Annotated in this window: 13 protein-coding genes and 1 other annotated feature; of the genes, 2 read left to right on the top strand and 11 right to left on the bottom strand. The window is 33.3% G+C overall.

All coding sequences use genetic code 11. The features are described from left to right. Positions 1–151 precede the first annotated feature (151 nt). The 4 genes from Q0E86_RS00650 to Q0E86_RS00635 are packed head-to-tail and all read right to left on the bottom strand — an operon-like array spanning position 152 to position 2,216. Positions 152–916, bottom strand: a complete 765-nt coding sequence (locus tag Q0E86_RS00650; protein WP_295754058.1) for a PTS system mannose/fructose/sorbose family transporter subunit IID — start codon at positions 914–916, stop codon at positions 152–154. 9 nt (positions 917–925) lie between these two features. Next, on the bottom strand, positions 926–1,702 hold the full coding sequence (locus Q0E86_RS00645; RefSeq protein WP_295754057.1) for a PTS sugar transporter subunit IIC: 777 nt from the start codon (positions 1,700–1,702) through the stop codon (positions 926–928). A gap of 9 nt (positions 1,703–1,711) precedes the next feature. Beyond that, entirely contained in the window at positions 1,712–1,990 is a 279-nt protein-coding gene (locus Q0E86_RS00640) for a hypothetical protein (protein ID WP_295754056.1), read from the bottom strand. A gap of 49 nt (positions 1,991–2,039) precedes the next feature. Further along, positions 2,040–2,216 (bottom strand): hypothetical protein, encoded by a 177-nt coding sequence (locus Q0E86_RS00635; protein WP_295754055.1) that lies wholly within the window; start codon positions 2,214–2,216, stop codon positions 2,040–2,042. 204 nt (positions 2,217–2,420) lie between these two features. On the opposite strand from Q0E86_RS00635, the gene Q0E86_RS00630 reads away from it, so the two are divergent. Next, on the top strand, positions 2,421–3,548 hold the full coding sequence (locus tag Q0E86_RS00630; RefSeq protein ID WP_295754054.1) for a GGDEF domain-containing protein: 1,128 nt from the start codon (positions 2,421–2,423) through the stop codon (positions 3,546–3,548). A gap of 53 nt (positions 3,549–3,601) precedes the next feature. On the opposite strand, the gene Q0E86_RS00625 is transcribed toward Q0E86_RS00630, so the two are convergent. The 5 genes from Q0E86_RS00625 to dxr all read right to left on the bottom strand — a co-directional run bounded on the left by Q0E86_RS00625 (position 3,602) and on the right by dxr (position 10,236). Beyond that, positions 3,602–3,784: a hypothetical protein gene (locus Q0E86_RS00625; protein WP_295754053.1), complete on the bottom strand. Its 183-nt coding sequence runs from the start codon at positions 3,782–3,784 to the stop codon at positions 3,602–3,604. Then, the gene (gene metG, locus Q0E86_RS00620; RefSeq protein WP_295754052.1) at positions 3,784–5,709 is read right to left on the bottom strand and encodes a methionine--tRNA ligase; all 1,926 of its coding nucleotides are present in this window, start codon (positions 5,707–5,709) and stop codon (positions 3,784–3,786) included. The genes Q0E86_RS00625 and metG overlap by 1 nt, the downstream gene beginning before the upstream one ends. A 39-nt stretch (positions 5,710–5,748) precedes the next feature. Continuing rightward, positions 5,749–5,946, bottom strand: a binding site (T-box leader). Positions 5,947–5,986: 40 nt separating this feature from the next. Next, on the bottom strand, positions 5,987–7,495 hold the full coding sequence (locus Q0E86_RS00615; RefSeq protein WP_295754051.1) for a PHP domain-containing protein: 1,509 nt from the start codon (positions 7,493–7,495) through the stop codon (positions 5,987–5,989). A gap of 65 nt (positions 7,496–7,560) precedes the next feature. Further along, complete coding sequence (locus Q0E86_RS00610) at positions 7,561–9,048, bottom strand: hypothetical protein (RefSeq protein ID WP_295754050.1); 1,488 nt, start codon at positions 9,046–9,048, stop codon at positions 7,561–7,563. 51 nt (positions 9,049–9,099) lie between these two features. Beyond that, entirely contained in the window at positions 9,100–10,236 is a 1,137-nt protein-coding gene (gene dxr, locus Q0E86_RS00605) for a 1-deoxy-D-xylulose-5-phosphate reductoisomerase (RefSeq protein WP_295754049.1), read from the bottom strand. Positions 10,237–10,310: 74 nt separating this feature from the next. On the opposite strand from dxr, the gene Q0E86_RS00600 reads away from it, so the two are divergent. Beyond that, positions 10,311–10,949 carry a cyclase family protein gene (locus tag Q0E86_RS00600; RefSeq protein WP_295754048.1) on the top strand — a complete coding sequence of 213 codons (639 nt, stop codon included), beginning with the start codon at positions 10,311–10,313 and terminating at the stop codon, positions 10,947–10,949. An 8-nt stretch (positions 10,950–10,957) separates the two neighbouring features. Here Q0E86_RS00600 and Q0E86_RS00595 read toward each other — a convergent pair whose 3' ends face one another. Then, on the bottom strand, positions 10,958–12,043 hold the full coding sequence (locus tag Q0E86_RS00595) for a GGDEF domain-containing protein (protein WP_295754047.1): 1,086 nt from the start codon (positions 12,041–12,043) through the stop codon (positions 10,958–10,960). A gap of 61 nt (positions 12,044–12,104) precedes the next feature. Continuing rightward, complete coding sequence (locus tag Q0E86_RS00590; protein WP_295754046.1) at positions 12,105–14,519, bottom strand: glycogen/starch/alpha-glucan phosphorylase; 2,415 nt, start codon at positions 14,517–14,519, stop codon at positions 12,105–12,107. Positions 14,520–14,536 lie beyond the last annotated feature (17 nt).

The raw sequence follows: 14,536 nt of genomic DNA, 5'->3' as shown, positions 1-14,536 counted from the left end.
ATTTTCATCATCTTCAACCACGAGTATACCTGGCATAGCATATGCACCTCTCTTTATTAACTATATATATCAGCTGGAAGATAAACTTCCATATTTTATCCCCCAACTTCTGATTTATCTTTTTCTTCTTAAATAAATCATATTTTTAGACTTAAATCACTAAGATTCCAGCCATCTCTAAAATAACACAAAGAATAAATAAAATAACAATTAATAATACGGGTGAAAAACCTTTTTTTAGTATCTTTGTACAACCAAAGAATACACATAAAGAAAGAATTCCAGGTAATACCATATCTAAATCGGATTGAATACTTGCTACATTGATTGAGACAAATCTTTGAACCAATATACCAACCACAAACATTCCAAGCATACTTGCTGCAAGTGTTACATTCTTTAAGAATGTATCGGATAAGTCCGTAATCAACTTAGTACCTTTCTTATAACCAAGCTCTTGTGTGATCCATAAAAAGCCAAAGCGTAATACGTTCCATGCCACAAAGAAGAAAATAGGACCTAAGATATTTTGCGATAACGCAAGGGATGCACCAACAGCTGCAAGAATTGGACGCATAGTAAACCAGAACACTGGATCACCTACTCCTGCCAACGGTCCCATTAAACCAATCTTTACATCTTGAATGGAAGTATCTGAAATATTGGCACCTTTTGCCTTTTCTTCTTCCATCGCCAAGACAATACCAACGATTGGAGCTGAGACATATGGGTGTGTATTATAGAATTTCAAATGACGTTCTACAGCCTTATCATACTCTTCTTTACTTGGATATAATTCTTTTAATGCCGGAAGCAAGCCGTAGCACCATCCACCATTTTGCATACGCTCAAAGTTCCATGAGCCTTGTAAATATTGATGGTTTAAACAAACCTTTAATCTTGTACTCTTCTTCATATAAACCACCTACTCATAATCATTTAAGATGTCACCTAATGGATCATCACTTGTTTTACTTGATTTTTCTTTTGCGTTCAACAACATATATAGCCAAACTAAACCACCACCAATAAAGCATAAAGATATTAAAGATAAGTTCGTCATACATGCCAAGCCAAAGCCAATCATAAAGAATGGATATGTAAATTTAGATCCTAATACATTCGCTACAATCGCAAAACCAACTACACAAACTACGCCAGAACCAATCAATAAGCCTTTATAAATACTGAATGGAATCATTTCCAAAATCGAACAAATCACAGATGATGGAATCAATAATAATACAATTGTTGGAATCAAAACACGAATTCCTTGCATACAAATACCAAGCCATTGATAATATGAAACCTTTTTTGTTTCATCCATCTTGTGTACAAGTTTAATTGCTAAATTACGACATACCTTTGTCAAAGATAAACCCACTAAAGATAACGGAATCGCAAGCGCAATACTGATCGCAATCACGAATCTTGCTTCAATTGCACTATTTAACCCATGAACCATCAATATAGATGAAATCACACTGGCTAAACAAACATCGGGTGCAACAGCCGCTCCAATGTTGGCCCATCCTAAGGCAATTAATTGTAAAGATCCGCCTAATAATAATCCTTCTGCTAAATGGTTTGTCACTAAACCAATTAAAGTACAGGCAACAATGGGTTGGTGAAATTCAAACTCATCCAAGATGCCTTCAATACCTGCGACAAAGGCCACAAGTAAAACTAAAATAGTCTGCATATCTCTTCCTCATTTCTTTTTGATTTTTTTAAAATCATTTGAATTTAAAAAATAATACAAGATAAATGCCCATACAAGAAGGAGTAGTGCACCTAATGATATAAATGTCTTATAATAAGGATATCCAAAAACAGCTCCTACACTTAAAATCATGCCAACAAAGATATAGGAAACAAATTCTTGGATCACATCATAGATTTCTTGAAAATTATATTGATTATGTGTTCCTTCATTTTCTTGTAGCCCATCATATATACCTTGTGCAATATCTTTTAAAAACCTTTTCATATGTATAATATACCACAAGAAAAGGCTTTCCCATCAGGAAAAGCCAAGATTATTTATTATTCATCATCTTAAGTGCAATTCTAAGAATACAAATGCCCATCACTACAATCACAACTGAATTTAATAACCAAGTGTTGATTGTATCTGGTATTGTATAAACAAAAACGGTACAAGCGCAAAGTAGTAAAATAAAGAGTTCTACCACTGAATTTTTAATCATAGTCATATCTGTACCTCCTTACACCTTTAGTATAAAACGCCTTAAATAAAGTACAATATGGCTTGATACGATTGAACTAACATTTAGCATTCACTTAATTTATGTTTAATCTTTGTAAAGATTAATTAACATATAAACTATTTCATTTGCACAAACTCATAAATAAGTCTATGATGATACTGATAACCAAAAAAAGAAACGGAGTTAATTATGATCAACATACCCGAGATACTAGTGGCAAACGGGACCGGTGCATTTTTAGTACTCTTCTTATTATTATATAGAATTCGTGTTGCGCAAACGAATCAATTTGACGAAAAAGCATACAACTTTATGCTGATAATCACCTTTATTGCCACAATCAATGAAACGCTTAGTTTTATCATTGAAGCACGCCCAGGTTTTATCTTTTATATTCTGCAATATCTCACAAATACAATAGCTTCAGCTATCTCAGGCATCATCGGATTTTGTTGGTGTCTATTCGTGGAATATCATATTCATAGAAATTTTGAGCGTATCAAGAAGAAATCAAGACGCTTAGCCATTCCATTGATGATGGCCACGATCTTGATCATTATCAATTTATTTGGCAACGGCATCATCTTTGATATTTCAAAAGAAAACACATATACCCGTGGCCCAATGAACTTTATTTTGTATATCATTGTCTTTATTTATTATATCGAAAGTATATATACTGTTCAAAAAGCTAAAAACGATTCTACTTTAGTAGATTTCTTTCCCATTTATTACTTTATCATCCCTTGTATGATTGGTACCATGATTCAAGGATTCTTCTTTGGGATTAGTACAATCTGGCTATGTGTCGCAATCGCATTTATCTTAGTTTATATTGAAATTCAAATATCTATATCCTATATTGATGATTTGTCTGGACTTTACAATCGAAAATACATGAATCATTATCTAAATAAGCTTCAAAATGCTAAAAATAAACATGTATATGGATTCTTGATGGATATCAATGAATTTAAAGCTATCAATGATACATATGGACACCTTACAGGTGATCATGCCCTCATACAGTTTAGTAAAATTCTACAACATTCAATTGATAAAGATTCAGTTGCCATTCGTATGGGTGGTGATGAGTTTGTGATTTTCGCAAAAATACAATCAGATACTGAAGCCGTGAAATTGAAAAAGCGAATTGAAAACAATGTTCGACAATTTAATATCCATTCAAAAGAACCCTTCCATTTATCATTCTCGATTGGAATCGCAAAATACAACGGAAAAAACATCGATACATTCTTATCCGCAATGGACGATTCCATGTATGAAGCTAAAAACATGCATCGTTTAATGCAGTAATCAAGGCGAGTTTGTCGCCTTTTTATTTTGCACGAAAAAAGATGAGCAATTACTCACTCATCTAATTTCTCAATCACTTTTTTAATGTAGTAGGTTCTTAATAAACCAAAAATCAAGATAACAATTCCTACAATAGAAATTGCTTTTTCTTGATACAACAAGCCAAACACAAAGACGACTATGCCAAGGCCAGCAAGTTGTAATTGTTTAAAAACAACCTTTTGTTTATCATTCATTAGCGAACAGTTACACCATTCGGCATTTCTTTTGCGACTGTGACAAAAGATAAATCTTTATCATCTGTAGCACATAAGATCATACCATTTGATTCTACACCACGTAATTTTACTGGTTTTAAGTTTGTCACTACGACAACCTGTTTTCCAATCAACTCTTCTGGTTTGTAGTGTTTTGCGATACCACTCACAATTTGACGAACTTCACCACCCAAATCAACTTGTTCTACCAACAAACGATCTGCCTTTGGATGAGGTTCACATTTTACAATTGTACCGACTTTAAATTGTAGTTTCGCAAAATCATCAATTGTGACTTCTTCTACTTTTTCTTCTTCCTTTTTAGGTTCTTCTTTTTTCTTATTGAATTCTTCCATGAATTTCTTTTCATCAATACGCGCAAACAATGGTTCACACTTTTCAACAACATGAATATCTGTTTCTAAGTTTCCAAAAGAATCACAAGAATCTAAGTCTGTTACTTTTGTATTTAAGTACGCAAACATCTTCTCAGCTGTTTCAGGCAAGAATGAGTGCAACAATACAGCTGAAATACGAATAGATTCTAATAAGTTATATAAAACTGTAGCTAAACGATCATGTTTTGATTCATCTTTAGCTAGTACCCAAGGCATTGTTTCATCAATATACTTATTTGTACGACGTAACAATGTGAATACTTCATCTAATGCATCACCAACACGAAGATCTTCCATTTTAGCTTCCACTTTTTTCTTAGTCTCTAAAGCACAAGCCTTTAATTCTTCATCCACTGGTTCACATACATTTGGATTTGTGACTAAACCACCAAAGTATTTATTTGACATCGCAATAGTACGAGATACTAAGTTTCCTAAAATGTTAGCCAAATCAGAGTTGATTCTTTCAATCACTAGATCCCAAGTAATTGTTCCATCTTGCGCAAATGGCATTTCGTGTAAACAATAATAACGTACGGCATCGACACCAAAGTGTTCCACTAAATCTTCGGCATAAATCACATTACCTTTTGATTTAGACATTTTATCACTACCAGTAAGTAACCATGGATGTCCAAATACTTTCTTAGGTAAAGGTAAATCTAATGCCATTAAGATAATTGGCCAATAGATTGTGTGGAAACGCAAAATATCTTTACCAATAATGTGAGTAGCTGGCCAGTATTTATTGAATTTTTCATCACTTTCACCTTCAGCATGATAACCAAGAGTTGTGATATAGTTGCTTAATGCATCAATCCAAACGTATACAACGTGTTTTGGATCAAAATCAACAGGAACTCCCCAACTAAATGAAGTACGAGACACACATAAATCTTGTAATCCTGGACGTAAGAAGTTATTCAACATTTCATTTTTACGCGATTCTGGTTGAATAAAATCAGGATGATCTTCAATATATTTGATCAAACGATCTGCATATTTTTGCATATTGAAGAAGTAAGCTTCTTCTTTTGCCTTTTTAACAGGACGACCACAATCTGGGCAACATCCATCAACAAGTTGAGATTCTGTCCAGAAAGATTCACAAGGCGTACAATACCATCCTTCATATGTTCCTTTATAGATGTCTCCTTGATCATATAAACGTTTAAAAATACTTTGTACTTCTTTTACATGATAATCATCTGTAGTACGTACAAAATAATCATAGCTTGTATTCATTAAATCCCAGTTGGATTTGATTTGAGCAGCTACACCATCGACAAATTCTTGTGGAGTCACTCCTGCAGCTTTTGCCTTTTCTTCAATTTTTACACCATGCTCATCAGTACCTGTTTGGAAAAATACATCATATCCCTGTGCTCTTTTAAAACGAGCAATCGCATCCGATAAAATGATTTCATATGTATTTCCAATATGAGGTCTACCAGATGTGTACGCAATGGCAGTTGTTAAATAAAACGGTTCTTTCTTTTGTGTCATTTTTATTTCCTCCTATCTTACAAATAAAAAAAGCCTTCATCCAAGGACGAAAGCTTCGTGGTACCACCTTAGTTTGTGTTTTCACACCTCAAGCTGTTAACGCCAGCATACGTCTTTATCTACATATCGATAAAGAAGCTCCAAGACCATATTCTTTATATTTTATACACAGATTTTCACCAAACATCTGCTCTCTATAGTACGCAATATAAATACTCTTCTTTTCTTTGCTTATTGACTGCTCTATTATACGCTATAAAACATATTTTGAGCAAATTTATTTTGCGGCTTTTGTCAAAATTTTTACAAGTGGCAACGCCTTTTCAGGACAATTTGAAACACCCATATGATATTTTGGCTTAGTCGGACCATGATAATCACTACCACAAGAAACAAACAATTTACGTTTTTGCACGATCTTTAAGGCTGCCGCAATCGTTTGTTCATGAATATCATTCGAGAAGCATTCCACTCCATCCATACCTAAATCCACAATTTCTTCTAAGACTTCATCCGAAATATAATCTAAATGCCAGCTTGATAAAATCGCAATTCCACCAGCACTATGAATCGCATCAATAACCGCTTTAGCATCTGGATAATTTGCCTTTACATAACAAGGTCCATTCTTACCAAAAACATCCGTTTCAAATCTAGACATCGCAACACTATGACTTTCACAATTATCCAAATATTTCTTCACAAAAGGCAATGAACGCGTTCTTTCATTATGGAATACCATTTTCGTGATTTCCGTTGGAGTAATTGTTTGGAAGCGAGAATTTGACATCAATGAATCTACATCAATACGAATACCTGAGAAGTTCTCAAATTTTTCGACACGCTCAATTGATAGATCTTTTTCACGTTTCAAAGAATTTTGTTCTAATACTTCAAACACTTCATTTGTCCAATCAATATAATAACCTAGAATACGAACGCGCATTCTTTTATATTGCGCATCAATTTCAACGCCTGGAATATATTGAATATTATAAAGACTCGAAAAACGCATAGCTGCTGCATTGGCTCTTGCACAGTTGTGATCCGTAATTGAAATCACTTCTAAGCGATTATCCTTTGCCTGTTTAAATAATTCTTCAACATCATAATATCCATCATCACTATAATTTGATCGAATATGTAAATCAATTGGTGTGACATGCAATTCTTCTTTAACTGATTCTGGCTTTGTTTCAAAACGAATTTCTTGATCTGGTTCGCGAACTAAAACTAAACCAAAAATCAAGTCAAATAAAGTTTGTTGGTGTGGTGTAATAAGTACAAAGATTCCATTGATGATCCACCATAACATAACACCTACAACTTGAAAGAAGAAACCTAAAATCATAAGTGGAACACCAAAACCTAATGCTTGTCTTAAAATTAAGTTTAATGGCATTGCCTCTTTTTTATCTTTTTTTCTGACTAACTTCAAATCCAACATGGCATAACCAAAAGATTGTCCGTTTGTCCTCGCTGTAAAAAACGCAAGCAATAAGACGCTCGACACAAATAAAAGTGCGAACATAATATAGAATAATAAATCAAAAAAGTGAGGTGGAATCAATCCACACATAATTAATAAAAACTCAATAACCCATATATAAACAGGTAATAAACAAATATTCATATCCATTAAAAACGCAAAAAAATGATCTTGATAATCCGATAGACTACGTTTTAAAGGCGTCGCATATTTATATCCACCTGCACGATACAATTTCGATTTTTTTTGAAAGTATGCTAGAGTTAGATCCTTAACATTGTATTTTTGTTGTTTCATAAAATCATAAGCCTTTCTCGCACTATTATAACAATTTTTAAGCATGAAAAAAAGGGCCATAGCCCTTAATCTTGTTTTCTTAGACGCTTTGTCACAAATGTTAGCATACCCAAAGACATCACACATAACCATGTATACAATGTGGAATCTGTATTTGTAGCCGTATTGATACTTCTTCCAGAACTCATTTTTAAATTCTGTGCTTCTTGTAATAATTTTTGGTATGTTTTACCAACCTGATTTTTTAATTCCGCATTAACTGCTTTTTGATCTTGTGACGATAATTTTAGCCAACTAGGCATTGCCGATAGAATCTTTTGATAGTTTAAATAATTTGCGGTAGTAAAGATATTACCACTAGCACTTGTTAAATATGTCTTAATGAAGTTATCCGCAGCACTTGTTGTGGCCTTAGGCGAAGTTGTTTGCGACTGTTGAACTGTATTCACTTGTTCTTGTACAACCAATTGAGGTGTATCCAACAATTGTTTTTGAGGTTGGACAACCACATTATTTTCTAGTGTCATCACCTTATATACAAAATTCTCATTATTTTCAAAATAAGCATTCAATTTTGCCAATGCATTATTGATTTCATCTTGTGTGGATTCATCGTTTGAAAGAATAACACTACAAGCATCCAATTCATTTTTAAAATTCGTATAAGACGCTTCTTCAAGCATATCTTTATCGGACTCTAAAAATGCATAGCCTTCCTGCACTTTTTCATTTAATGCACTAAAATCAGCTTTTTTTACCAACGCATTGATGGCAATGCTTAAATCCTCTTGTGCCTTTTGAATTTCTTCTGTCGTACTATTCGCATTATCTAAAACTGCCTTTGCCTGATTCAATACAGTTTCATACGTACGATAACTATTTTTTGTATATTCTTCTTTTACATAATTTGATTGTTCAACAACACTCTTCAATCCAGAAAGATCGATCAATGCTTTTTTTGCATTCACCAATTTAACTTGTTCTTCAACTACTTGCTCTAAAGTTGCAGTGTCCAATGCGATCAAATTTTTTGATTCATCCATTTCAGTCTTTAATGATGCATATGTACTTGCAGTATATAAAGAGGCATCTAAGCTTTCAGCATCTTTTACTAAAAGCGACAATTGTTCCTTCGCATCAGAAACCATAATACTAGCTTGACTTACAATCAAATCATATGCACTTAAAGTACAATTCTTTGCCTTTATCATTCCTGCATTTTTATATGCAGTTTCATATGCATTCTTAATTTCATCCTGGTTTTCTTTTGTCAATTCCTTAAACAATTGATTTCCAGTTAATACAATCGTACAATTCTTTTCATCTACTTTTGTGATCAAAGTATATTTTTCAATATCTTTATTGTTAAGATCCTTAACAATTTCTTTCGTACTCAAATAATACTTAATATAATCTTCAGCTGAAATTGTTTGTTGGGCTTTTTCTTCTAATTTTACTGGCTGTAAATGTTTGGCAAGTACATCCATACTAGGATTTGAAGCCACACAAACCGCAACAGCACTTGCTACACAATAAACCTTTGCTTTATTCACGACAAACCCTCCATTCCATTTTACTATTTTACTCCCAAAATTTCAATTGGTCTAGTCCCAATATTCAATGACGAACTTTCTAGCCCATGCATCTGTTGCTTCTAATTGCTCAATTGTAGGATTTTCAATATATTCAGCCTGCTTACAAGCTTGTTCAATACTTTCTTCAATTTGTAAAAAAGAAATCTTCTTCTCTAAGAATAATTGTACAGCCTGTTCATCCGCCCCATTAAATACAGCCCCTAGATTGCCTTCTTTTTTTCCAATCTCATACGCTAGTTTTAACATTGGATAGCGAACATAATCCATTTCCTTAAAATTCAAATCCATTGTCTTTGTCATATCCAAAGGATGATCCTCTTTTAATACAGGACGATCTGGATAACATAATGCATATTGAATTGGTAAGCGCATATCCGCTGAACCAAGTTGTGCAATAATCGCATTATCATTATATTCAACCATAGAATGCACAATACTTTGACGATGTAACACTGTATCGATTTTTTCATAAGGCAAATCAAATAAATAATGGGCTTCTATCACTTCAAACCCCTTATTCACCATAGTTGCACTATCCACCGTAATTCTTTTACCCATGTTCCAGTTTGGATGTTTTAAAGTTTGTTCAACCGTTACATCATGCAATTCATCTCTAGATTTGTCTCTAAAACTGCCTCCACTTGCTGTAATGATCAAACGCTTTACATCATCACTACGATTGCCTTGCAAAGACTGGAAAATAGCGGAATGTTCCGAATCAATAGGATATAATTTAGTATTTGTTTCATGCAATGTCTTACGAACCAAAACACCACCCGCTACTAAACTTTCCTTATTCGCTAAGGCAACATCGATTCCTTTCTTTAAGGATGTAAGTGTTGGTTTTAAACCTCTAAATCCAACCACCGCATTCACTAATAGATCATATTCACAATTTTCAATACAATCCACCATGGCATTTTCCCCACTATAAACTCTAACACCATGTAATTTTTCAACTTTTGAACCATCGGAAATACCAGCCACTTGAATCGATGGATGTTTATCAATGATTTTTTGCATCACATCCGCTTGATGTCCAGCCGCAATTCCAACTAGACAAAACTGGTCTGGATGTTGTTCAATCACATCCACTGTTTGTAAACCAATCGAGCCTGTAGCCCCTAATAATAATATTCTTTTCATAACTAATCACCTTTATTTATAATTTTATCACAATACAATAAAAATTGTGGTTAAATATCTTTAGGAGGTCACTTATGAAAGTCATTGATTTAACACATACCATTTCTGAGGATATGCCAGTATATCCAGGAACTGAAAAGCCCAAATTAACCACCGTAAATACATATTCAAAAGATGGATTTAAAGAGACATGTATCGAAATATATTCTCATGTGGGAACCCACATGGATCCACCTGCCCATATTTTTGAAAACCGAACGACACTCGATCAATTTCCACCTGAACAATTCATTGGTAAAGCACTTGTTGTGGATTGTAGAGATTTAAAAGAAGGACAAGCCATCACAATGGATAAAATCAATATAGAAAAAGCTAAATTGGCAGACTTTCTTTTATTTAATCTTGGTTGGGACAAAAGATGGAAAGACGCATCCTACTTTTATGATTATCCATGTATTGATGATGAAGTATTAGAATTTATTCTTACAGAAAACTTTAAAGGCATTGGCTTTGATGTGATTGGATTCGATCCCATACATGATGAAAATCTGACACGGCACAAAGCTTTGTTTAAAAATAAAGATATTGTGAACATTGAAAACCTTAAGAATCTAGACCAATGTGGAAATGACTTATTTTGGTTTAGTTGTTTTCCACTAAAAATTAAAGATAGTGATGGCTCACCCATTCGAGCTATAGCTTGGTACGAATAAAGACCGGATTACCGGTCTTTTAATTTCTTCTTTTCTTGATACAATTGTTTATCGGCCACAATAAACCAATCATTCCATTTACGTAGGCCACTTTGATATGGTGCACATCCGATACTTACATCTAAATCAAACGGAAAAGATAATTGTTGTATATACGTATGAATTCTTTGACATAATCCTTCTACGTCATTTCCTTTATAGACAATCACAAATTCATCTCCACCATAACGAGCAATGAAATCACTCTTTTCAATGCAGGCTTCTTTCAAACAATTCGCAATCGACTTTAAAGCTAAATCTCCTTGGGCATGTCCATATGTATCATTGATTTGTTTAAATTTATCGACATCTAAAACCAATAGATACATATTCGCATCCGCATTTCTCATACATTCAAACAAGTATTGTTCCATACGATTTCGGTTATTTAACTGCGTTAAAGGATCGATTGAAATCATTTGTTCTTCTAAACTAATATATACAATAAGAATACTCAGACTAGTTCCAACACAAAAGATAGGAATCGAGCGAAAAATATCTTGAAGCGTACCTACAATCATAATGACAGCCATGTAGATACCTAAAATTTGATACGATTTCTTTTGTTGATAATTTTTAGCCCTGCAACTATACACATAAGCTTGATAAGCACTGATAAGAAAATATAAATCATTTATAAGAACATATAAAAGATAGAATGGTCCTTCTTGAAAATTCCCATTATGATCAATATAGAATAAACATCCATTCAATGTATTAACCAATAATAAAACAACACTTACAATCAAAGGAACCAAAGCTATAAGTGTTTGTGTTTTCTTGATGTAATGTATTTCTAGCATAGTTTGAATGTAGTTAAACCATGAAAAAGTACATAATGAAAAGAACAGAAAACTCATTTCATTCAAAAAAAGGTTCTGCGTATTTGTCATTCGTACTAGATCAGTTTGGAAATACAATATATGCAAAAAAGCAACGACTAAAAAACTGACTTTTTGCGTGTTTTTCATCATGGAACGATAAGTTTTAAAGCCTAGAATCAACATGATAGCTACACATATATAATAGATTTCGGCAAATAATATTTCATTCATACAAATTCATTTTAACACGAAAAAAAGACCATATCATCAAAGATATGATCTTTTAAACATTTTAGTCTTCAAATGACAATGGTTTTAAATCCCAAATTTCTTTAGCGTATTCGCTAATTGTACGATCGCTTGAGAAATAGCCAGATTTCGCAATGTTAATTAACATTGTCTTAGCCCAACGAGACTTATCCATGTAACGAGCTTGTACTTTTTCTTGAGCATATACATATGCATCAAAGTCAGCTAATACGAAGAATTCATCATTACGCATCATTAAGTCGTTGTTGATCAACTTAAATTCATTTGGATCATTTGACCAAGTGCAGTTTTTAAGTGAATCAACCACCATACGAATGTTGTAGCTTTTGTTATATAAGTTCCATGCATTATATGAGTTTTCATGACGAAGTTCATTGATGTCTTCTACATGTAAACCGAAAATTTCAGCATTTTCATATCCAACACGCTCAACAATTTCAACATTGGCACCATCTAATGTACCAAGTGTAATAGCACCATTCATCATGTATTTCATGTTTCCAGTACCACTAGCTTCTTTACCAGCTGTAGAAATCTGTTCAGAAACATCTGCCGCATTCAATAAGATTTCAGCAATTGAAACTGAATAGTTAGGAATAAATACAACCTTCATATATTTAGAGATTTCAGGATCATTATTTACCACATTGGCAACCATGTTGATCAATTTAATGATTTCCTTCGCCAAATCATAACTAGCTGCAGCTTTTGCAGAGTAGAAGAATGTATGAGGATAGATTCTGAATGAAGGATCTTGTTTCATTCTTAAATATAAATACATAACATGGAAGATATTTAACAATTGACGTTTGTATGCATGTAGACGTTTTGCCTGGCAGTCAAAAATTGAATTTACATCAATATCGATACCAAGATTTTCTTTTACATAGGCAGCCAAGATCTTTTTACGTTCTAATTTCACATCCATGAATTTATTTTGTAAAGCTTCCTCTTCAACATGAGCCATTAAATCTTCTAATTTTTCTGGATTTGTTTTGAACTCATCTCCAATTGTTTCTTCTAACAATTTTGTTAATTGAGGGTTTGAGAACAACAACCATCTACGGTGTGTAATACCATTTGTCTTATTGTTGAATTTATTTGGATAAATTGTCACAAAATCTTTGAATACATCATTTACTAAGATTTCAGAGTGAAGTTTCGCAACACCATTTACACTATGAGAACCAACAACAGCCAAGTTAGCCATGTGAACTTGTCCTTCTTTAAGAATAGAAACATTGTTGAAAATTCCACATAATCCTCTATGATCTACATCATATTTGAAACGACGGTTGATTTCTTCAATGATCATATATAGACGTGGTAATAATGAACGAACCATGTCTTGTGACCATTTTTCTAGTGCTTCTGCCATAACTGTGTGGTTTGTATACGCAACTGTCTTTGTAACGATATTCCAAGCATCATCCCAATCATAGAAGTAGTCATCCAATAATACACGCATTAATTCAGGAATAACTAATACTGGGTGTGTATCATTTAATTGGATTGCAACTTTATCTCCTAAGTTATCTAAGCTTGGATATACACGTAAGTGTGAACGAATAATTTGATCAATTCCAGCACATACGAAGAAATATTCTTGTGTTAAACGTAAACGTTTTCCTTCGATTGTTGAATCATCTGGATATACGTTAGCTGTAATAGCTGTTACTTGATTCAAATATTCATTTAATCCACCTGAGTTTACAGAATCTTCATCAACTTCTGCATCCCATAAACGAAGTGTATTAGTTGTTGTTGTGTGGTATCCAACGATTGGTTCATCATATGGTACAGCACGTACAACAAAATCAGGGTGATGTTGTGCATGGAATTTTCCATATCCATCCATATATCCATCAACATATCCACCAAATTTTACTTTAACTGCATGTTGAGGTTTCCATACTTCCCAAACATTACCATTTTTTAACCAGCAATCTGGCAATTCAACTTGTTGATTATTTTCAATCTTTTGTTTAAATAAACCATAACGATAACGAATACAGTTACCATGTCCGGCTAAATCAAGCGATGCTAATGAATCCATGAAACAAGCAGCTAGTCTTCCTAGACCACCATTTCCTAATCCTGCATCACTTTCAATATTTTCCATGTCATTGATGTCCATACCTAAATCTTTTAATCCGTCTTTAACAACATCATAAATGTTAAGATTCATTAGGTTACTCGTCATTAAACGACCCATCAAAAATTCCATAGAAAAATAATAAAGCTGTTTCGCTTCGGTTTTCTTGATCGCATTTTTTGTTTCTCTCCAATGCTCTCCTGCAAAATCACGAATCATGTTACCTAGGACAATATATCTCTCCTCTGGATATGTATCTTCAAAATCACGTCCGTAGGCATCAGAAACAGCTTCTTTAAAATTCTCTTTAAAACTATCTTTAGACTCAAATAGATGTGGCATAATCTAAAATCTCCTTC

The sequence above is a fragment of the uncultured Holdemanella sp. genome (assembly GCF_934754935.1).
Classification (GTDB): domain Bacteria; phylum Bacillota_I; class Bacilli_A; order Erysipelotrichales; family Erysipelotrichaceae; genus Holdemanella.
Note: the sequence above shows the minus strand (reverse complement) of the source record. Positions and strands in the feature narration are given on the sequence as shown.